This is a genomic window from Atlantibacter sp. (assembly GCF_032062175.1).
In the GTDB taxonomy this organism is placed as follows: Bacteria; Pseudomonadota; Gammaproteobacteria; order Enterobacterales; family Enterobacteriaceae; genus Atlantibacter.
Map to the genome: position 1 here is coordinate 55,194 of NZ_DAMBQK010000006.1, position 20,768 is coordinate 75,961.

20 protein-coding genes are annotated in these 20,768 nt (G+C 55.5%); 10 read left to right on the top strand and 10 right to left on the bottom strand.

The window, feature by feature from the left end; all coding sequences use genetic code 11:
- Positions 1 to 47 precede the first annotated feature (47 nt).
- From yghX to RT120_RS07990, 3 genes are all read right to left on the bottom strand, one after another.
- Positions 48 to 935 (bottom strand): YghX family hydrolase, encoded by an 888-nt coding sequence (yghX, locus tag RT120_RS07980; RefSeq protein WP_312981622.1) that lies wholly within the window; start codon positions 933 to 935, stop codon positions 48 to 50.
- Positions 936 to 1,032: 97 nt separating this feature from the next.
- Positions 1,033 to 1,530 carry a TIGR00645 family protein gene (locus RT120_RS07985; RefSeq protein WP_312981627.1) on the bottom strand — a complete coding sequence of 166 codons (498 nt, stop codon included), beginning with the start codon at positions 1,528 to 1,530 and terminating at the stop codon, positions 1,033 to 1,035.
- Positions 1,531 to 1,619: 89 nt separating this feature from the next.
- Positions 1,620 to 2,117 (bottom strand): ESA_00282 family adhesion-associated protein, encoded by a 498-nt coding sequence (locus tag RT120_RS07990; protein WP_312981629.1) that lies wholly within the window; start codon positions 2,115 to 2,117, stop codon positions 1,620 to 1,622.
- Between the two features lie 103 nt (positions 2,118 to 2,220).
- Here RT120_RS07990 and RT120_RS07995 point away from each other — a divergent pair, with 103 nt between their 5' ends.
- The 3 genes from RT120_RS07995 to RT120_RS08005 all read left to right on the top strand — a co-directional run bounded on the left by RT120_RS07995 (position 2,221) and on the right by RT120_RS08005 (position 4,163).
- Positions 2,221 to 2,625 carry a hypothetical protein gene (locus tag RT120_RS07995; protein WP_312981631.1) on the top strand — a complete coding sequence of 135 codons (405 nt, stop codon included), beginning with the start codon at positions 2,221 to 2,223 and terminating at the stop codon, positions 2,623 to 2,625.
- A gap of 3 nt (positions 2,626 to 2,628) precedes the next feature.
- Positions 2,629 to 3,075, top strand: coding sequence for a cytoplasmic protein (locus RT120_RS08000; protein WP_312981633.1), 447 nt, complete (start codon positions 2,629 to 2,631; stop codon positions 3,073 to 3,075).
- A 191-nt stretch (positions 3,076 to 3,266) separates the two neighbouring features.
- Positions 3,267 to 4,163, top strand: coding sequence for an SDR family oxidoreductase (locus RT120_RS08005; RefSeq protein ID WP_312981634.1), 897 nt, complete (start codon positions 3,267 to 3,269; stop codon positions 4,161 to 4,163).
- 55 nt (positions 4,164 to 4,218) lie between these two features.
- Here the strand turns inward: RT120_RS08005 and exbD are convergent, their stop codons facing one another.
- Together exbD and exbB are read right to left on the bottom strand one after the other, a co-directional pair.
- Complete coding sequence (gene exbD, locus RT120_RS08010; RefSeq protein ID WP_312981636.1) at positions 4,219 to 4,644, bottom strand: TonB system transport protein ExbD; 426 nt, start codon at positions 4,642 to 4,644, stop codon at positions 4,219 to 4,221.
- Positions 4,645 to 4,650: 6 nt separating this feature from the next.
- On the bottom strand, positions 4,651 to 5,382 hold the full coding sequence (gene exbB, locus RT120_RS08015) for a tol-pal system-associated acyl-CoA thioesterase (protein ID WP_312981638.1): 732 nt from the start codon (positions 5,380 to 5,382) through the stop codon (positions 4,651 to 4,653).
- Between the two features lie 241 nt (positions 5,383 to 5,623).
- On the opposite strand from exbB, the gene metC reads away from it, so the two are divergent.
- The gene (metC, locus tag RT120_RS08020) at positions 5,624 to 6,811 is read left to right on the top strand and encodes a cystathionine beta-lyase (protein WP_312981640.1); all 1,188 of its coding nucleotides are present in this window, start codon (positions 5,624 to 5,626) and stop codon (positions 6,809 to 6,811) included.
- Positions 6,812 to 6,933: 122 nt separating this feature from the next.
- Complete coding sequence (locus RT120_RS08025) at positions 6,934 to 7,587, top strand: DedA family protein (protein WP_312981641.1); 654 nt, start codon at positions 6,934 to 6,936, stop codon at positions 7,585 to 7,587.
- Between the two features lie 28 nt (positions 7,588 to 7,615).
- Here the strand turns inward: RT120_RS08025 and RT120_RS08030 are convergent, their stop codons facing one another.
- Positions 7,616 to 8,515 (bottom strand): AraC family transcriptional regulator, encoded by a 900-nt coding sequence (locus tag RT120_RS08030; RefSeq protein ID WP_312981642.1) that lies wholly within the window; start codon positions 8,513 to 8,515, stop codon positions 7,616 to 7,618.
- A gap of 187 nt (positions 8,516 to 8,702) precedes the next feature.
- Between RT120_RS08030 and yqhD the strand changes: the two genes are divergently transcribed.
- The 3 genes from yqhD (at position 8,703) to RT120_RS08045 (ending at position 12,424) form a co-directional block, all read left to right on the top strand.
- On the top strand, positions 8,703 to 9,866 hold the full coding sequence (yqhD, locus tag RT120_RS08035; protein WP_312981643.1) for an alcohol dehydrogenase: 1,164 nt from the start codon (positions 8,703 to 8,705) through the stop codon (positions 9,864 to 9,866).
- A gap of 102 nt (positions 9,867 to 9,968) precedes the next feature.
- Positions 9,969 to 10,796: a 2,5-didehydrogluconate reductase DkgA gene (gene dkgA / locus RT120_RS08040; protein ID WP_312981645.1), complete on the top strand. Its 828-nt coding sequence runs from the start codon at positions 9,969 to 9,971 to the stop codon at positions 10,794 to 10,796.
- A gap of 170 nt (positions 10,797 to 10,966) precedes the next feature.
- Positions 10,967 to 12,424 carry a DASS family sodium-coupled anion symporter gene (locus RT120_RS08045; protein WP_409515034.1) on the top strand — a complete coding sequence of 486 codons (1,458 nt, stop codon included), beginning with the start codon at positions 10,967 to 10,969 and terminating at the stop codon, positions 12,422 to 12,424.
- Between the two features lie 44 nt (positions 12,425 to 12,468).
- Here the strand turns inward: RT120_RS08045 and RT120_RS08050 are convergent, their stop codons facing one another.
- The 4 genes from RT120_RS08050 to parC all read right to left on the bottom strand — a co-directional run bounded on the left by RT120_RS08050 (position 12,469) and on the right by parC (position 19,498).
- Positions 12,469 to 14,667: a YgiQ family radical SAM protein gene (locus RT120_RS08050; protein WP_312981647.1), complete on the bottom strand. Its 2,199-nt coding sequence runs from the start codon at positions 14,665 to 14,667 to the stop codon at positions 12,469 to 12,471.
- A 127-nt stretch (positions 14,668 to 14,794) separates the two neighbouring features.
- Positions 14,795 to 16,207 (bottom strand): cell division protein FtsP, encoded by a 1,413-nt coding sequence (ftsP, locus tag RT120_RS08055; RefSeq protein ID WP_312981648.1) that lies wholly within the window; start codon positions 16,205 to 16,207, stop codon positions 14,795 to 14,797.
- Between the two features lie 57 nt (positions 16,208 to 16,264).
- Entirely contained in the window at positions 16,265 to 17,002 is a 738-nt protein-coding gene (locus tag RT120_RS08060; protein ID WP_312981649.1) for a 1-acylglycerol-3-phosphate O-acyltransferase, read from the bottom strand.
- Positions 17,003 to 17,227: 225 nt separating this feature from the next.
- Entirely contained in the window at positions 17,228 to 19,498 is a 2,271-nt protein-coding gene (parC, locus tag RT120_RS08065; RefSeq protein ID WP_312981651.1) for a DNA topoisomerase IV subunit A, read from the bottom strand.
- A 249-nt stretch (positions 19,499 to 19,747) separates the two neighbouring features.
- On the opposite strand from parC, the gene RT120_RS08070 reads away from it, so the two are divergent.
- Both RT120_RS08070 and RT120_RS08075 read left to right on the top strand, forming a co-directional pair.
- On the top strand, positions 19,748 to 20,329 hold the full coding sequence (locus RT120_RS08070; protein ID WP_312981652.1) for an NAD(P)H-dependent oxidoreductase: 582 nt from the start codon (positions 19,748 to 19,750) through the stop codon (positions 20,327 to 20,329).
- A gap of 108 nt (positions 20,330 to 20,437) precedes the next feature.
- Positions 20,438 to 20,752: a putative quinol monooxygenase gene (locus RT120_RS08075; RefSeq protein ID WP_183169578.1), complete on the top strand. Its 315-nt coding sequence runs from the start codon at positions 20,438 to 20,440 to the stop codon at positions 20,750 to 20,752.
- Positions 20,753 to 20,768: the final 16 nt, after the last annotated feature.

Genomic DNA, 20,768 nt, shown 5'->3' on the forward strand with positions numbered 1-20,768 from the left:
CTGGCGATTTGGCACCCGGATAATGACTTCCGGATGCCCGGTACCAATTAGTGCAGGTATTTTTCAAACCACGCCAGCGTGCGCTGCCAGGCAAGTTCGGCGGCGGCTTTGTCATAGCGGGGAGTGGAATCGTTATGAAAGCCGTGGTTCACGCCGGGATAGATATGCGCCTCGTAGGTTTTCCCGGCTTTTTTAAGCGCGGCTTCCCAGGCTGGCCAGCCCTCGTTAATGCGCGTATCCAGTTCCGCAAAATGCAGCAGCAACGGCGCGTTCACTTTTATTGCGTCTTCCGCAGGCGGCTGGCGGCCATAAAACGGCACTGCGGCCGCCAGCTCCGGGTACGCGACCGCCGCCGCGTTAGATACCCCGCCGCCGTAACAGAAGCCCGTCATACCCACTTTGCCGGTGGCGTCTTTGTGATGCATTAAAAACTCAATGGCAGCGAAGAAATCATTCATTAGCTTTGTCGGGTCAACCTTTTGCTGAAGTTCGCGCCCTTCATCATCATTACCTGGATAGCCGCCGACAGAACTCAACCCGTCCGGCGCCAGCGCGATATACCCGGCTTTCGCTACCCGCCGCGCCACGTCTTCAATATAGGGGTTTAAGCCACGATTCTCATGCACCACTACCACAGCAGGCACTTTGCCGGTGGCTTTCGCGGGTTTGACCAGATAGCCGCGCACTTCGCCGTGGCCGTTTGGCGAAGGATAGGTGATGTACTCCGGCAGGATATCCGGGTCGGTAAACAGTACCTGTTCCGCCAGCGCATAGTTGGGTTTGAGCAGATCGAACAGCGCCAGCGCGGTCATTCCGCCGACGGTGTATTTAGCCGCCAGGTGCAGGAATTCGCGTTTGGTGATTTTGCCGTGGGCGTAATAGTCGTAGTAGTCGAGCAGTTGCTGTGGGAAGTCTTTGGCGGTTAAACGCGTCATAACGGGCTCCGGCGTGTCGCAGACAAACGTCATTTAAGCGAAGCACAACACGGCGGGTTTGCACAGAATTTCGCCACGGGCTGGCCGTGGCGAAGGATTATTTGTGGTCGTGGCGGGTAAGCTTATCGAGATACCCCATCACAAACGCGGAGAGAACAAACGTCAGATGGATGATCACGTACCACATGAGCTTATTATCCGGCACGTTACGCGCATCCATAAACACCCGCAGCAGGTGGATAGACGAGATAGCGACAATCGACGCGGCGACTTTGTTTTTCAGCGAGCTGGCATCCATTTTCCCCAGCCAGTTGAGCTTCTCTTTATGCTCGTCGATATCGAGCTGAGAAACAAAATTTTCGTAGCCGGAAAACATCACCATTACCAGTAAACCGCCGACCAGCGTCATATCCACCAGCGACAGCAGCACCAGGATCAGATCGGCTTCTGCTATCTGATAAATGTTCGGAAGAACGTGGTACATCTCCTGGAAAAATTTTAACGTCAGGGCCAGCAGCCCCAAAGACAAACCAAAGTAGACGGGCGCCAGCAGCCAGCGAGAGGCATACATGGCGTTCTCAAAAAAGCGTTCCATAAGGTCCTGCAAAATGACGAAAGGGAAATCAGTATAACGCAGAAATGTTAACCGCTTGCAACAGCCAGATGCTGATTGCAAGCAAGTTGTTAAACATCGGCAGGGTCGATTTCCGGGCGCGCAAACTCCGGCCAGACCAGCGCCACCAGCGCCGGATAGGCCTCCAGGCTGAACTCATGGAAACAGTGGCGCATATTGAGCACTTCAATGTCAGACAGCAGCACTAATTCCCCGTTAAGGCAGCGTTTTTTTATATTCTCGTAATATTTATAAACGGCGGAATTGAGATCGCTACAGCGCCGTTGCGCCTCAAATAAACCCGGCGTGGCGTTCAGTTCGTCAAAACGCATCCGCTTTACGGTGGCATTGATAAAGTCCATGTATTCATGATTTACGCGCCAATACCACACCGGCGTAATGGAGTTAAGCAGCGCGGAAAAATGATCTTCGCCCTGCTCTTTGGTGGCGGGCCCGCGCGCATCAGGTTCAACCACTGGCGATTTATTGTCACCGTCCTGGCGCATTAATATCAATATGCCGACCATCAGCAGTAATACGGTAAGAATTAAATAAACAACTGTGTTCATGCACCGAACCCATTTTTTTGATTTTAAAATTAGCACATGGTATCGTCAACGCAATACATCAAAGCCATAACCGTAACAAACTGAAGTATAAGGAAATTATATCATGTTGCCCGATTATCTCGTGGCGGCGCGTTACGTTATTTCTACGCCTGCTAACCCACCGCAGCCCGACAGCGCAGATGAAAATTTCACTCAAGGAATACCCGATATCAGAGAGCATGAGAAAGATATTTTAAGCCGGACTTCACTGGCGGGGCAACGGAGTCATGCTTTACTTGAGGAGCGCGACCGCCACATAAAAGAGCGCCTGTTCTGTGCGGTTAAAATTGATAGTTATGCGCAAGTGCTTAATACGCTTCTCGAACAACAGAAAATAAGCCCCGAAGAGATCAGCCAATTAATTCATGAGCAAACAACGTTGATAAACGATCAGGGTAAAAAAATTTGGCTTAATCTTATTACCCGCGAATCAACGGAGCCTGTTTTTTATCAATTAGGAGATAAATAAACAATGGAAAAACAGGAAACCGAAAAATATTTTACTTTGGATAAGCAGGAAGAACAAAAATTTATATTAAGTCAGAACAGACAGGCGTTGATTGATATTCGCAATGACGATATTGCGTATTACACCCAGGAAGTGGCTATTCCCGCTGCGCTGGTGCAGTTGAAGTGGCAAAACCGCCGGGAAATTTACGCGCTTAAGGTTAAAGAAGAGATCTACGGGGCCGTGCTTTGCGCCATAATGACTAAAAATCCAACGCTGAAAAACGAGCTGGAAGCGCAGATAGAAGCCCAGTACCAGCAGGTAAAAGCGCAAGAAGCCGCCACGCTGCTGATGAGCCGCAAGCTGGCTGAGAAACAGTACAAAACGATAACCGTGGCGACACTGCCTCCTGAAACGCTCACGCCTGCCAACCCCGACACGACAGTCTCTCCTCCTCCCGCCGACAGCTAACCGGCCCGCCCGTTTCTTATATCAAGATAATCCACTGAATTTTAACCATAAGCGCTTCGCGCATGGCTTTCAAACGAAGCCGTAAAAAGCGCATTAGAAAGGATTTTTATTCAGGAATATCCTGAATCCGCCTGAAAACTCACGCCCGGGCACTATCCTTAAAGGGAATTTTTAACTGATGGAGATCCCTTATGGCTAACGATCAATCCCAGGTTCAGGACCCAACCACCCAGTACTACACCGGAGAATACCCGAAGCAGTTGCAGCCTGTTCCGGGTATCCAGGCGAAGATGGATCCGGTCCCCGACTGCGGCGAGCAAAGCTATGTCGGTTCGGGCCGCCTTAAGGATCGTAAAGCGCTGGTTACCGGCGGCGACTCGGGCATCGGGCGCGCGGCGGCCATCGCTTACGCGCGTGAAGGCGCTGATGTGGTATTGAACTATCTGCCTGCTGAGCAGGAAGATGCCGAAGCGGTGAAAAAGCTTATCGAAGAAGCCGGGCGTAAAGCCGTGCTGATCCCCGGGGATTTGAGCGATGAGCAATTTGCCCGCAGCCTGGTGGACCAGGCGGTGCAGGAACTCGGCGGGCTGGATATTCTGGCGCTGGTGGCCGGTAAACAGGTCGCCGTGCAGGATATCGCGGAGATCACCAGTGAACAGTTCACTAAAACCTATGCGGTCAACGTGTTCGCGCTGTTCTGGATCACCCAGCAGGCGCTACCGCACCTGAAACCCGGTGCCAGCATTATCACAACGTCGTCGATTCAGGCGTATCAGCCGAGCCCGCATTTGCTGGACTATGCTTCTACCAAGGCCGCAATACTCAACTTCACGCGCGGTCTGGCGAAGCAAATTGCCGAGAAAGGGATCCGCGTGAATTGCGTGGCGCCAGGTCCCATCTGGACGGCGTTACAGATTTGCGGCGGGCAGCCGCAGGAAAAACTGCCGGAATTCGGTAAACAAACGCCGATGAAACGCGCAGGCCAACCTGCCGAACTGGCACCAATTTATGTTTATCTGGCGAGCCAGGAATCGAGCTATGTCACGGCGGAAGTGCATGGCGTGACCGGGGGCGAGCATTTAGGCTAAATCCAGGCAACAAAAAAGGCGTGGTCTTCACCACGCCTTTTTTAACGCCCGGAAATTACTTCGCTTTCGCGGTTTCCTGGCCGACTAAACCAATCTTCAGATAGCCCGCCTGATGCAGGGTATCCATCACGTTCATCATGGTTTCGTAATCAACGGTTTTGTCCGCGCGGAAGAACACCGTGGTGTCTTTCTTGCCTTCCGTCAGCGTGTCCAGCTGCGCGATCATCGTTTCCTCAGTAATCGGCTCATTACCGAGGAACATCGATTTGTCCGCTTTCACCGATACGTAAATCGGTTTTTCCGGGCGCGGCTGCGGCTGGCTGGTAGAGGCCGGCAAGTTCACTTTGACGTCAACCGTCGCCAGCGGCGCGGCCACCATAAAGATAATCAGCAGAACCAACATCACGTCGATAAACGGCGTCACGTTGATTTCATGCATTTCGCCGTTGTCGTCGAGATTCTCGTTAAGACGCATTGCCATAGGGCATTAACCTACACGTAATTTCTGAGCGGTACGCACCGGGCGCGCAGAAGAAGCATTCAAATCCAGATCGCGGCTTTGCAGCAACAGAACCTGCGCAGCGACATCGCCCAGCGTCGCTTTATAGCTGCCGATCATCCGCGCAAAAATGTTGTAAATAACGACCGCCGGGATCGCCGCCACCAGGCCAATCGCCGTCGCCAGCAGCGCTTCTGCGATGCCTGGCGCGACAACCGCGAGGTTAGTGGTTTGGGTCTGGGCGATACCGATAAAGCTGTTCATGATGCCCCACACGGTGCCGAACAGGCCCACGAACGGGGAGATCGCGCCGATAGTGGCGAGATAACCGTTGCCGCGGCCCATATGGCGGCCAATCGCCGCAACACGGCGCTCAAGGCGGAAACCGGTACGCTCTTTAATCCCTTCGTTGTCCTCGCTGCCTTCGGAGAGCTCAAGCTCATCCTGGGCTTCGTTAATCAACGCGGTGCTGAGACTTTTGCCGTGGAAGGAGGCGGAAATTTCGCTGGCGTCGTTCAGGGAACGGGCTTTAGCCAACAGCTGCTGCTCGCGCTTAAGACGGCGCTTCTGGCTCAGCAGTTCAGCGCTTTTGCTAAAGAAAATCGCCCAGGTCACGATGGAGGCCAGAATCAGGCCAATCATCACCATCTTCACCACGATATCAGCGTGCTGATACATACCCCAGACGGAGAGATCCGTCTGCATCAACTCATTACCCACTCTGTATCTCCAGGACAAAAATCACAAAACTGTCGCTAATAATATCAAAACATCGCCGAATTGATAGTAGTTCTCATTAGTATTTGCATAGTGTCGGAAAAAGCCGCAATTTTCCTTGCGCTTACGCAGTAAATCGAGTCAGCCGACTATTTTTTAACTTTTTAACCTTCGTTGAAGAAGACCTGACCCTTAACCGTGGTAACGTATGGACATCCAGACGTATAAACAGGATTTCGCCGAGATGACAAAACCGCACATCGAAACCGCGCTGGTGAATGCCGGACGCAGCAAACGTTATACCCAGGGCTCAGTGAATAGCGTGATCCAACGCGCGTCATCACTGGTGTTTGACAGCGTGGCTGCCAAAAAAGCGGCGACTGCCGGGCGTGCGTCCGGCGAGCTGTTTTACGGGCGGCGTGGCACGCTAACCCACTTCTCGCTTCAGGAAGCGATGTGCGAACTGGAAGGCGGCGCGGGTTGTGCCCTGTTCCCCTGCGGCGCAGCGGCGGTGGCGAATACCATTCTGGCGTTTGTCGAACAAGGCGATCATGTGCTGGTGACCCACTCCGCCTATGAACCGACGCAGGATTTCTGTACCAAAATTCTCGCCAAACTTGGCGTGACCACCAGTTGGTTCGACCCGCTGATCGGCGCGGGTATCGCAGAGCATATCCAGTCGAACACCAAAGTCGTGTTTCTGGAGTCACCCGGTTCTATCACCATGGAAGTGCACGATGTTCCGGCGATTGTCGCTGCGGTACGCCGCGTCGCGCCTGAGGCGATCATTATGATCGACAACACCTGGGCGGCGGGCGTGCTGTTTAAAGCGCTGGATTTCGGCATTGATATTTCTATTCAGGCGGGCACCAAATACCTGATCGGCCATTCTGACGGCATGGTGGGCACGGCGGTCGCCAATGAACGCTGCTGGGCGCAACTGCGCGAAAACGCCTATTTGATGGGCCAGATGCTGGATGCCGATACCGCTTATATGACCAGCCGTGGTTTGCGTACCCTGGCGGTACGTTTGCGTCAGCACCATGAAAGCAGCTTAAAAGTCGCTGAATGGCTGGCGGCGCATCCGCAGGTGGCGCGCGTGAATCACCCGGCATTGCCCGGCAGTAAAGGCCATGAGTTCTGGAAACGCGATTTTCTCGGCAGCAGCGGTTTATTCTCTTTTATCCTGAAAAAACGCCTTAACGAGACTGAGTTTGCGGCGTATCTCGATAATTTTAATTATTTCGGGATGGCCTATTCCTGGGGCGGCTTCGAATCGCTTATTCTTGCCAACCAACCTGAAGAGATCGCCGCCATCCGCCCGGACAGCCGTGTCGATTTCGACGGTACGCTGGTTCGCGTTCATATCGGCCTTGAGAATGTCGAAGATTTGATTGCCGATCTGGAAGCCGGTTTCGGGCGCATAGCCTGAAGTTGCCAGCGCTGGACAGCGATAAGGACAGAATAGTCTGTATTTATTGGGCCCCGGATCAAACCGCTCGGGGCGTTTTGCGATTACAATAACCCTATACACGCTGTTCGTCAGGATTACCCATGGTTGTTATTCAGAATATTGTTTCCGCGCTCTGGCAGCATGATTTCGCCGCGCTGGCAGATCCGCATGTGGTCGGCATTGTTTACGGCGTGATGTTCGCCACGCTGTTTCTGGAAAATGGGCTGTTACCCGCCTCATTTTTACCCGGCGATAGTTTATTACTGCTGGCAGGGGCGCTGGTGGCGAAAGGCGTGATGGATTTTGTCCCGACGATGGTGATTTTGACGTCCGCAGCCAGCCTCGGCTGTTGGCTGAGCTACGTGCAGGGCCGCTGGCTCGGCAATACCCGAACGGTAAAAGGCTGGCTGAAGCAGTTGCCGCAAAAATATCACCAGCGCGCCACCTGCATGTTCGATCAGCACGGCCTGCTGGCGCTGCTGGCGGGGCGCTTCCTCGCGTTTATCCGCACCCTGCTGCCGACCATGGCGGGCATTTCCGGCCTGTCTAACCGCCGCTTCCAGTTCTTTAACTGGCTCAGCGCGTTTTTGTGGGTCGGTGTGGTGACCAGCTTCGGCTATGCGCTCAGCATGATCCCGTTCGTGAAGCGCCATGAAGACCAGGTGATGACTTTCCTGATGGTGCTGCCTATCGTGCTGCTGGTGGCGGGCTTTATCGGCGCGCTGACGGTAGTGCTGAAGAAGAAATTCGCCTGATACGTCACCTCGCTGCAAGGCGGGGTGACTACATTCCCTGCAAGGTGCGCATCCGCGCCGCGTCCTCTCCCGGCGTCACGCCGAAATAGCGTTTAAACTCCCGGCTAAACTGCGATGCGCTCTCATAACCGACACGCATCGCCGCCGCGCTGGCTTTCATCCCGTCATGAACAATCAACATTCTGGCCTTATGCAGGCGGAAGGTTTTGATGTACTGCAACGGCGATGTGCTGGTCACCGATTTGAAGTTATGGTGAAACGCCGACACGCTCATATTGGCGTCCAGCGCCAGCTGGTCCACGGTCAGGTTTTCGGTGTACTGGTTTTCAATGCGTTTCAACACGCGGCTTATCAGGCTGAAATGCGTCTGGCGGCTGACCAGCGCCAGCAGCGCCCCGCCGCGCGGCCCCATCAGTACGTGGTACAGGATCTCGCGAATAATTGATTTGCCGAGGATCCGCGCGTCCAGCGGCTTATCCAGTACGTCAATCAGCCGCTCAATGGCGCAGAGGATCTCATCAGACAGCACGGCGGAGTTGATGCCGCTGGCGCACTGCGCCGGGCGAAACGCGTCGTCTTCGCCGATATCCATCAGCAGGGTTTGCAGTTGTTGCACATCCACGTTGATGCGGATGCCCGCCAGCGGCGTTTCCGGCGTGGCGAAGGTTTCGCATTCAAACGGCAGCGGCACGGTCAGTAGCAGGTATTCGTTCGCATCGTAGCGAAACACCCTATCGTTAAGATAACCGGTCTTATTGCCGGAAAAGAGAAATATGATGCCAGGCTGGTACATTACCGGCGTGCGCGGGTGCGGCTGGGTGCCGTACAGCAAGCGGATCTCCGGCAGCAAGGCGCTAATTTCATCTTCATTATTTTTCAGGATGTTAACTTTTTTTGCCAGATGCTGGCAGATTTGCTGACGGTTCATGATTCGCTACGCTGTGGCCATTATTCACGCTTCACATTGTGCGCAAAAAATTGCGGATCCTCCAGCGTCCTGGAGAAACAGGCAAGACACCGGCAGAAATGAGCATTGAGCATACCGACAGCCGCGCCCACAATATATCCCATCGCCACGCTGTGGCCCTCTGTTCACCCACTTAACGGGAGTTCCCATGAATAATTTCGATCTGCATACCCCTACCCGAATCCTGTTTGGTAAAAATTCTATCGCCCAGTTGCGGGCGCAAATCCCGGAAGGCAGCCGCGTATTGATCACTTACGGCGGCGGCAGCGTCAAGAAAACCGGCGTGCTGGACCAGGTGTATGACGCACTGAAAGGCCTGGACGTGCTGGAGTTCGGCGGCATTGAGCCGAACCCGTCCTACGAAACGCTGATGAAAGCGGTTGAAGTAGCCCGTAAAGAGAATGTGACGTTCCTGCTGGCCGTCGGCGGCGGTTCCGTACTGGATGGCACTAAATTTATCGCCGCCGCCGCGCACTACCCGGACGGCGTCGACCCGTGGGAAATCCTGCAAACCTCCGGTAGCAAAATCACCCGCGCCATCCCGATGGGCTCGGTATTAACCCTGCCGGCAACCGGTTCTGAATCCAACAAAGGCGCGGTGATTTCCCGCCGTACTACCGGTGACAAACAGGCGTTCCATTCCCCGTTCGTACAGCCGGTTTTCGCGGTTCTCGATCCGGTTTATACCTACACCCTGCCGCCGCGCCAGGTAGCGAACGGCGTAGTGGATGCCTTCGTTCATACCGTTGAGCAGTACATCACTTACCCGGTTAACGCCAAAGTGCAGGACCGTTTCGCAGAAGGCATTTTGCTGACGCTGGTGGAAGATGGCCCGAAAGCGCTGTCAGAACCGGAAAACTATGACGTGCGCGCCAATGTGATGTGGGCAGCGACCATGGCGCTGAACGGTCTGATCGGCGCAGGCGTGCCGCAGGACTGGGCGACCCATATGCTGGGCCACGAACTGACTGCGATGCACGGCCTCGACCATGCGCAGACCCTGGCGGTAGTGCTGCCATCGCTGCTGAACATCAAGCGCAATGAAAAACGCGCCAAGCTGCTTCAGTACGCGGAGCGCGTCTGGAATATCACCGAAGGCAGCGAAGACGCGCGTATTGATGCCGCCATCGCCGCAACCCGCCATTTCTTCGAGCAAATGGGCGTGCCGACCACCCTTTCCGGCTACGGTCTCGACGGCAGCTCCATCCCCGGTTTGCTGGCGAAACTGGAAGAACATGGCATGACCAAACTCGGCGAACACAAAGACATTACCCTGGATGTGAGCCGTAAAATTTACGAAGCCGCACGCTAAGCTTTTTACCGCCCGACCTTTCGTTTTCGGCTTTTTCGTCCAGAATTAAGTCACTCGACTTACCCCGCAGCACCTTGCGGGGTATTCCAAAAGGAGGAATTTATGGCAAATCCGACCGTAATTAAGCTTCAGGACGGTAATGTTATGCCACAGCTTGGCCTTGGCGTATGGAAGGCAGGGAATGACGAAGTGGTTCCCGCCATTCATAAAGCGCTTGAGGTGGGGTATCGCTCCATTGATACCGCTGCGGCATACAAAAACGAACAGGGCGTGGGGCAAGCTCTTCAAAGCGCGGGCATCCCGCGTGATGAATTGTTTATCACCACTAAACTCTGGAATGACGATCAGCAGCGCCCCCAGCAGGCTCTGGAAGAGAGTCTTGAGAAGCTTAAGCTCGATCATGTCGATCTCTATTTGATGCACTGGCCGGTCCCGGCCATCGATCACTTTGTTGATGCCTGGAAAGGGATGATTGAGCTGCAAAAGCAGGGGCTCGCCAAAAGTATCGGGGTGTGCAACTTCCAGATTAACCACCTGCAACGGCTGATTGATGAAACGGGCGTCACGCCGGTGATCAACCAGATCGAGTTGCATCCTCTGCTGCAACAGCGCCAACTCCATGCCTGGAACGCCACGCACAAGATCCAGACTGAATCCTGGAGCCCGCTCGCTCAGGGCGGCGAAGGGGTATTTGACCAGAAAGTGATCCGCGAGCTGGCGGATAAATATGGCAAAACTCCGGCACAAATCGTGATCCGCTGGCATCTGGATTCCGGCCTGGTGGTGATCCCGAAATCGGTCACGCTTTCACGTATCGTAGAAAACTTTGACGTCTGGGACTTCCGTCTTGATAAAGACGAACTCGGCGATATCGCTAAACTCGATCAGGGTAAACGGCTGGGGCCGGACCCGGACCAGTTCGGCGGATAATCTTTATCAACCCGGCGCCCGGCGCCGGTTTTTTTCAGAATTTTTTAATCCTCATTTCTGCGCTTAAACAGTAAGCCCCTTTCGCCACACCGATAAAATCCTTATCTATCAATGAATTATTCGCAACATGAATGATTCGTTTTTTCCAATAATTTTTTGATAAGGATTTCATCGTGGGCACGTCTCCTTCAAGAGCCGTTAACTGGCTCAAACTGATTTTGATTCTGATACCGGCGGCGCTGTTATGGCAATTAACACCGCCCAGCGGATTAACCCTCCCCGCCTGGCACAGCGCGGTTATCTTCGTCACGACCATCGTCTGCATCGTGGCGAACGTGCTGCCTATTGGCGCGGTAGGGATTATCGGCATTACTGTGTTTGCCCTGGTCCGTGCGGCGGGCGATGTAAAAGCCAGCGATGCCATCACCACGGCGTTGAGTGAACTTAACAGCTCGCTGATCTGGCTGATCGTCGTGGCGTTTATGATTGCCCGCGGGTTTATCAAAACCGGCCTTGGGCGGCGTATTGCGCTCCAGATGATCCGCTTACTGGGTAAACGCACGCTTGGGCTGGCGTGGGGCCTGGCATGTGCCGATTTGATTCTTTCGCCAGCGATGCCCAGCAACACCGCGCGCTGCGGCGGCGTGATCTACCCTATTGCCGATGCGCTTTCCCGCAGCTTCGATTCCCGACCGGAAGATGAGTCGCGCAGCAAAATTGGCACCTTCCTGATTGCCTGCATTGGTAACGTCAATGACGTCACCGCCGCGCTGTTTATGACCGGTTACACCGGCAACCTGCTGGCGGTGAAACTGGCGGCCAATGCGGGCGTGACCATCACCTGGGGCGGCTGGTTTTTGGCTGCCCTGCTGCCCTGCCTGGTATCGCTGATCGTGGTGCCGCTGCTGGTATATGTGCTGGTACGCCCGACCATCACGCACACGCCCGATGCGCCAAAACTGGCGATGAGCGAACTGGAGAAAATGGGGCCGATCGCCAAAGGTGAATGGCTGATGCTTGGCACCATCGTGCTGCTGTTGGTGCTGTGGATTTTCGGCGATACCCTGGGCGTTGACCCCACTACCGCCTCTTTTGTTGGGCTGTCGGTGCTGCTGTTAAGCGGCGTGTTATCCTGGGAAGACGTCAAAAGCGAGAAAGGCGCATGGGATACGCTGATTTGGTTTGCGGCCCTGCTGATGATGGCTAACCAGCTTAAGAAACTCGGCTTTACCAGTTGGTTTGGCAACGTGATTGGCGAAAGCCTGGCAAGCTCGTTGCAGGGAACCAGTTGGGTGGTGGTGCTTTTACTGCTTAACGCCGCCTATTTCTATACCCACTACTTCTTCGCCAGCGGCAACGCGCAAATCGCCGCGCTGTATGCCGTGTTCCTGGGCGTTGGTAGCCATATCGGCCTGCCGATCGTCCCGCTGGCCTTTATGCTGGCGTTCAGCAGCAGTCTGTATTGCTCATTAACCCAGTACACCCACGCGCGCGGCCCGATCCTGTTCGGCGCAGGCTATGTGCCGACAGGCGTGTGGTGGCGCACCGGGTTTGTGGTCAGCCTGGTGAACCAGGCCATTTTTATGAGCGTTGGCCTGGCGTGGTGGAAGGTGTTGGGGCTGTATTGAGCCATTGCGGCACAAAAAAGGGGGAAATCATTCCCCCTTTTTCATTAGCGCTGACGCGCTTTTAGCGGCGCTTTCCCGGGCGTTTTCCCACTGCGACGTGGGCCCGCAGCGGGCGTCTGACGCTGATGTTCCACCGGCGTATGTTTGGTTAATGCCGGACGCGTATGGCGATTCTGACGGCGCGCTTCGCGCATCTCATCCAGCGTCGGCGCAGGCACCAGGCAATCGCGGCGTGAGCCAATCAGGTGCTTTTTACCCATCGCCTCCAGCGCCTGACGGATCAGCGGCCAGTTGGCAGGGTCGTGATAACGCAGCAGCGCTTTATGCAGGCGGCGTTGTTTATCCCCTTTCGGCACCACCACATCTTCACTCTTGTAACCAATCTTACTCAGCGGGTTTTTGCCGGTGTAATACATGGTGGTCGAGTTAGCGAGCGGTGACGGATAGAAGTTCTGCACCTGATCCAGACGGAAACGGCGCTGTTTCAGCCACAGCGCCAGGTTCACCATGTCTTCATCGCGCGTACCGGGGTGGGCGGAGATAAAGTAGGGGATCAGATACTGCTCTTTACCGGCTTGCTTAGAATAGGTATCGAACAGCTCTTTAAAACGATCGTAGCTGCCCATGCCCGGCTTCATCATTTTCGACAGCGGGCCTTCCTCAGTGTGCTCCGGCGCAATCTTCAGATAGCCGCCAACGTGGTGCGTCGCCAGTTCTTTGATGTAACGCGGGTCTTCCACAGCGATGTCGTAACGCACACCGGAGGCGATCAGGATCTTCTTGATGCCTTTCAGATCGCGCGCACGGCGATACAGATCGATGGTCGGCTGGTGGTTGGTATCCATGTGCTGGCAAATGTCCGGATAAACGCACGACAGGCGACGGCAGGTTTGCTCAGCGCGCGGCGACTTGCAGCGCAGCATGTACATATTGGCGGTTGGTCCACCCAAATCCGAGATCACGCCAGTAAAGCCGGGAACCGTGTCGCGAATCGCTTCGATTTCATTAACGATAGAATCTTCAGAACGGCTCTGAATAATGCGGCCTTCGTGCTCGGTAATTGAGCAGAATGAGCAGCCGCCAAAGCAGCCGCGCATGATATTGATCGAGAAACGGATCATCTCATACGCCGGAATACGGCTATTGCCGTACGCGGGGTGTGGCACGCGTTTGTACGGCAGCGCAAATACGCTGTCCATCTCTTCAGTCGACAAAGGTATCGCCGGCGGGTTGACCCAGATGTAACGCTCGCCGTGTTTTTGCATCAATGCACGCGCGCAGCCTGGGTTAGTTTCGTGGTGCAAAATACGCGATGCATGTGCGTAGAGCACTTTGTCGCCTTTGACTTTTTCAAACGACGGCAGCAGCACATAGGTCTTTTCCCACGGCTTGGGACGCGGCGGCTGAACCACCACGGCTTTCGCTTCGGCTTTCTTCGGTTCGACAGGTTTGTTATCCGCACACGGCAGATCGTCGCCGTAAGGATGCGGGATCGGGTCGATTTTGCCTGGCATATCAATGATACGGGAATCCACCCCGCTCCAGCCCGGCAGCGCCTCTTTCACCATAATCGCCGTGTTACGTACATCGCGGATCTGGCCCACCGGTTCACCCTGTGCCAGGCGGTGTGCCACTTCCACCAGCGGGCGCTCGCCGTTGCCGAAAATCAGCATATCGGCTTTGGAATCCACCAGCACTGAACGGCGCACGGTATCAGACCAGTAATCATAATGCGCGGTACGGCGCAGGCTGGCTTCGATGCCGCCGAGGATCACCGGCACGTCTTTCCACGCTTCTTTACAGCGTTGGGTGTAGACAAGGGTCGCGCGGTCAGGACGTTTACCCGCCACGTTATCCGGCGTATAGGCATCATCATGGCGCAGTTTACGGTCGGCGGTGTAACGGTTGATCATCGAGTCCATGTTGCCTGCGGTCACGCCGAAGAACAGGTTCGGTTTGCCCAGACGCATAAAGTCGTCTTTGGTGTTCCAGTCCGGCTGGGCGATGATGCCGACGCGGAAGCCCTGGGCTTCCAGCATGCGCCCGCAAATCGCCATCCCAAAGCTCGGGTGGTCGACGTAGGCATCCCCGGTAACCAAAATGATGTCGCAGCTATCCCAGCCAAGTTGATCCATTTCCTCACGGGACATCGGCAAGAACGGCGCGGGGCCGAAACAGGCAGCCCAATACTGGGGCCAGGAAAAAAGGTCGCGATCGGGTTGGATCAGACTTATAGCGCTCATAATGCTTCCGGGGTGGTAAAAAAATAGACAAAGGGCGGCGATTATACGTTGTATCGCCGCCAGAAAAGAAGAGGTAATAACAAAACGTTTACGTCCCTTTTCCGCCGTGGAAAAGGGAACGAAAAGTTTACGGCGCCGGGTTCACCAGAATCTGGCCGATTGAACCGCGATCCGCCATCTCCAGGGTCTGGCTACCGTACAGGAACGGGAAGTGTTCCCAGGACGGTTGCGAGAAATAAACCAGCAGTTCGACCTGCCCGTCGACCCATACGGTGTCTTTCCAGCCGCGATCTTCCGGGAACGGCGCAGCGCCGTTGACATGGCGCACCAGGAACTGGACACCCTCAATGTGGAACGACTGCGGCGAATCAGAACGCACCGTCCAGCGCTCCCAGGTGCCCTGCTGGGTGGTGACATCCAGACGCTTGATATCCCACAGTTGGCCGTTAATGCCCGGATCGTCGCCCAGGGTGATATCGCGGCTGCGTACCGGGCTGCCGTCCAGAATGTTATTCGGCAATAAACGCATCGGCAGGGTATCGGTCACCAGCGGTAACAGGCCAGTGGGACGCAGCGTCAGCACCAGCGTGGAGATCAAAATGCTCGAAGGCTCAAAGAAGCCGCGCAGGCGATCCATAATGCTCGCCGCTTCACCGCAGGTGACGGAAACTTCATCACCATTGGTCATATCCACCAGGATTTCGCGGCGTTCACCCGGCGCGAGGGAAAGCTGCTTCACGGAAACCGGCGCGGGCAGAAAGCCCTGATCGCTGGAAATCACGTGCAGCGGGCGTCCGTCGCTCATCTGCAACAGATAGCGGCGGGCGTTGGAGGCATTCAGCAGCCGCAGGCGCACCCAGCCGCGGGACACATCCACATACGGGCTTTGCGCGCCGTTAACCAGTAGCGTATCGCCAACAAACCCGCCGCTGCCCGGCTCGCTGTACTCCGGCGTGCCGAAGTTATCCAGCCGCTTGTCCTGAATGATCACCGGGAAATCGTCCACGCCGTAATGGTTGGGTATCGGCAGCGCTTTGCTAACTTCATCCTCCACCAGCCACATTCCCGCCAGGCCGTTATAAACCTGCTCGGCGCTGCGATTGGGAGTATTAGCGTGATACCAGAGCGTGGCCGCTGGCTGGCGAATCGGCAGCACCGGTGCCCAGTCGGCGCTGGCGGACATCATGCGCGATGCGCCGCCAATCAGCGGGCCGGGAACCTGCAAACCGCTCACCGTCATCGCCACGTTTTCAGCCAGCCGGTTGCTGTAAATCAGCTTCACGTCATCGCCGTTCCAGACGCGGATGGTCGGCCCGAGATAGCGACCATTCACGCCCCATACCTGCGCGCGGGTGCCGGGCGTGAACGACCAGTGGGTGCGTTGCAGGGTAAGGAACAGCGGCTGGCCGCGACGTGATTCGAGGAGCGGCGGGATCGGCAGCGGTTGCTGCTGCCCTGCCGCGTGTGCCGTCAGTGGCGCTGCGCCTGCACAGAGAACCATTCCCGATGCCTGAATAAACTGACGCCGACTGAGTGACATACTTTGCTCCGTGTAAACTGTCAAAATCGCGAGGAAGGTATCCTCTTGATGTAAAACTTAAATATTGCCTGATGCTTCGCGCTCGGCCACTTCCTGGTCCAGCTCTTTGATTTTGGCTTCCATCACTTCACGGCAATGGGTCGCCAGCGCACGCACCTGATCCTTTTGCCAGGCAGAGGTATCAATCGGCGGCATCACTTCAACAATCACCAGGCCGTTTTTCCAGCGGTTAAGTTTGATTTTGCCGTGGGTGTTAGACACGCAAACCGGAATGATTGGCACGCCTGCTGCCAGTGCCGCATGGAACGCGCCGGTTTTGAACGGCATTAAACCACGGCCACGGCTGCGGGTGCCTTCCGGGAACATCCAGATAGAGATGCGGCGCTTTTTAAACTGGTTTACAACCTGCGCGATGGTGCCGTGCGCTTTGGCGCGGTTGTCGCGGTCGATCAGCAGGTTGCCAGTCAGCCAGTAAAGCTGCCCGAAGAACGGGATCCACAGCAGGCTTTTCTTACCCACCGTCACCGTTGGCGGGATCACGACGTTTGCAGCCGTCACCATGTCGTAGTTGTTCTGGTGGTTGGCGATGAAAATGGCATTGCCGAACTGCTCAACACCTTGCGGGTAGCGCTTTTCGACTTTTAATCCAAAAACGGTAGAGAGGCGGCCAAACATATGGCCAAAGGTAGCGACGTGGCGCGGGTTACGCGGGCTGAACAAGCACCAGATACAACCCAGAATGCAAACCAAAATACAGTAAATCACGACAAAAATAATACGAAGAATAAGTAACATAACTACCTCTGAAGCCCTTGTCGCAGACAAGTATACTGGCTTTGTCGCAAAAACACCGCTCCGGTCGAGGATGACCACGGCACAATACGGATGATTTCCCAAACGCGTATTCTTATGCGCGACGCATCAACACACAATGGCTGAGTTATAAAAAAGTTATCGCTGACGCACTGCGGGAAAACGGCAGCGAGAGACGTGCTCCCGCTGCCGCGACGGTCGGCAAATTTACTCTTCGCTATTTCCCGCGACAGGACGCAACGGCGAATCCACCTCGATACGGTCAATGCGTTGCAGGCCGCGCATTAAGGTGCCGCGACGCCCGCGTTCACCGTTCACTTTTTGCAGCTCTTCCGGGCGCATTTTGATTTTGCGTTTACCAACGAGGAAGGTCAGCGTGCTTTGCGGCGGCAGCAGCAGCAGGTGCGCCAGCTTGTCGTCGCCCTTCGCCGCATCCGCCGCCGGAATGGAGATGATTTTGTTCCCCTTGCCTTTGGACAGCTGCGGTAAATCGGACACCGGGAACATCAGCATACGGCCGGCGGCGGTGATCGCCAGCAGCATATCCTGGTCACTGACGATCTCGAGCGGCGGCAGCGCATGGGCGTTTTCCGGCAGCGAGATCACCGCTTTGCCTGCCCGGTTGCGGGCAATCAAATCGTTGAAGGTGCAGACGAAACCGTAGCCGGAATCCGAAGCCATCAAAAGCTTCTGATCTTCATTAGCCATCAGCATCTGCTCAACTACCGCGCCTGGCGGCAGCGTCAGCTTACCGGTGATCGGTTCGCCCTGCCCGCGCGCCGACGGCAGCGTGATGGGGTCAATGGCGTAGCTGCGCCCGGTGGAATCGATAAACACCACCGGCTGGTTACTCTTACCTTTCGCAGACGCCAGCCAGCTATCCCCCGCTTTGTAGCTCAGACCCTGCGCGTCAATGTCGTGGCCTTTGGCGCTGCGCACCCAGCCCATCTGCGACAGCACGATGGTGATCGGCTCAGACGGCAGCATGTCGTGCTCGCTCATGGCTTTTGCTTCGCTACGCTCATGCAGCGGCGAGCGGCGATCGTCGCCAAAGGCGTCGGCGTCGGCCTGTAGTTCTTTCTTCAGCAGGGTATTCATTTTGCGTTCAGAGGCCAGAATCGACTGGATCTGATCGCGTTCTTTTTCCAGCGCGTCCTGCTCACCGCGAATTTTAACTTCTTCGAGCTTCGCCAGGTGGCGCAGTTTCAGCTCAAGGATGGCTTCAGCCTGGGTTTCGCTCAGTTCGAAACGGGCCATCAGTACCGGCTTCGGCTCATCTTCAGTGCGGATGATATGAATCACTTCGTCGATATTGAGGAACGCCACCAGCAAGCCTTGCAGGATATGCAGGCGCTTGAGCACTTTTTCCAGACGATAGTTCAGACGGCGGCGCACGGTATCGCGACGGTAAGCCAGCCATTCGGTCAGGATCTCCAGCAGGTTTTTCACCGCCGGACGGTTATCCAGGCCGATCATGTTCAGGTTAACGCGGTAGCTCTTTTCCAAGTCGGTGGTGGCGAACAGGTGGTTCATCACCTGCTCCATATCCACGCGGTTGGAGCGCGGCACAATCACCAGACGCGTCGGGTTTTCATGGTCCGACTCGTCGCGTAAATCGTCCACCATCGGCAGCTTTTTATTGCGCATCTGAGCGGCGATTTGCTCCAGCACGCGGGCGCCGGAAACCTGGTGCGGCAGCGCTGTGATCACCACCGCGCCGTCCTCTTTCTTCCACACCGCGCGCATACGCACGGAACCGCGCCCGCTCTGGTAGATTTTGCGGATCTCGGCGCGTGGAGTGATGATTTCCGCTTCGGTCGGGTAATCCGGGCCCTGCACGATATCCAGCACATCGTCCAGGGTAGTTTTCGGGTTATCGATCAGGCTGATGGTGGCTTTCACCACTTCGCGCAGGTTGTGCGGCGGGATATCCGTCGCCATCCCGACCGCGATACCGGTGGTGCCGTTTAACAGAATATTCGGCACCCGCGCTGGCAGCGTTTTCGGCTCGTCCAGGGTGCCGTCAAAGTTAGGCACAAAATCTACCGTGCCCTGGCCGAGTTCGCTGAGCAACAGCTCGGCATATTTTGACAGGCGCGATTCGGTATAACGCATCGCCGCGAAAGATTTCGGATCGTCCGGTGCCCCCCAGTTCCCCTGGCCATCCACCAGCGGATAACGATAGGAGAACGGCTGGGCCATTAACACCATCGCCTCATAGCAGGCGCTGTCGCCGTGCGGATGGTATTTACCCAACACGTCGCCCACGGTACGGGCCGACTTTTTAAACTTGGCGCTGGCGCTGAGGCCCAGCTCGGACATCGCATACACGATGCGGCGCTGCACGGGTTTTAAACCGTCGCCGATAAAGGGTAACGCCCTGTCCATGATGACGTACATGGAGTAGTTCAGATAGGCGTTTTCCGTGAACTCATGCAGCGCAAGACGCTCTGCACCATCCTGAGTAATGTCACTCATTAATCGTTATACCTCGAACAGGGGCCGCAGGGTGAAGTAGCGGCAATATTGCCGCAGATAGTACCTTATCTGAGGAGCGAGTCCCAGCGTGGGATGGCATCTTTCCTGTATTTAACAACAGTAATCAGACTACCGCTGTACACGTTGATTATTGCTCATCTGGCAAAAGTCTTTGCTCTTTTTGCTAATTTTACCGTCTCGCCCAATCCGCTATGATTCATGCCAAATGTAATTATTCGAGGATAAATAATGAGCAACGTGCTTATCATCAACGGCGCTAAAGAATTTGCGCACTCTAAAGGCCAGCTTAACGACACCCTGACCGACGTCGCACAAAGCTTTTTGCGCGACCTCGGACACGATGTTCAGGTGACCCGCGCCGACAGCGATTACGATATCCAGGCGGAAGTGCAGAAATACGTCTGGGCCGACGTGGTGATTTATCAGATGCCAGGCTGGTGGATGGGCGCGCCCTGGACGGTGAAAAAATATATCGACGATGTGTTCACTGAAGGTCACGGCACCCTGTACGCCAGCGATGGCCGTACCCGCTCTGACGCCAGCAAAAAATACGGCTCCGGCGGTCTGATCCAGGGCACCAAATATATGCTCTCTCTGACGTGGAACGCCCCGCTTGATGCGTTCACCGACGAAGATCAGTTCTTCCACGGCGTGGGTGTCGATGGCGTGTATCTGCCGTTCCATAAGGCCAATCAGTTCCTGGGCATGGACCCGCTGCCGACCTTTATCACCAATGACGTGATCAAAATGCCTGACGTGCCGCGTTATATTCAAGAATATCGCGAGCATCTGGCGGCGATTTTTGCTTAACTGAATGCCTGTTACTCTATCCTGATTAAAAGAGTCGCGGTTTGTGCGCCGTGTTAATAGCGCGCGCCTGCGACTCCTGTTTTACGGATTTATCACAAGGAGTTTTTCATGCTGACAGTTATTGCAGAGATCCGCACGCGTCCGGGCGCACATCATCGCCAGGCGGTACTGGATCAGTTCGCCAAAATTATTCCTGCTGTGCTGGCCGAAGAAGGTTGCCACGGCTATGCGCCGCTGGTGGATGTGAATGCCCAGGTAAGCTTCCAGTCCACCGCGCCAGATTCCATCGTGATGCTGGAACAGTGGGAAAGCGTGCCGCACCTTGAGGCCCATCTTCAGACACCGCACATGAAAGCGTGGAGCGAAGCGGTGAAAGGCGACGTGCTGGAAACCCATATCCGTATTCTGGAACAGGGCGTTTAACCGCGCCTTCAGGATC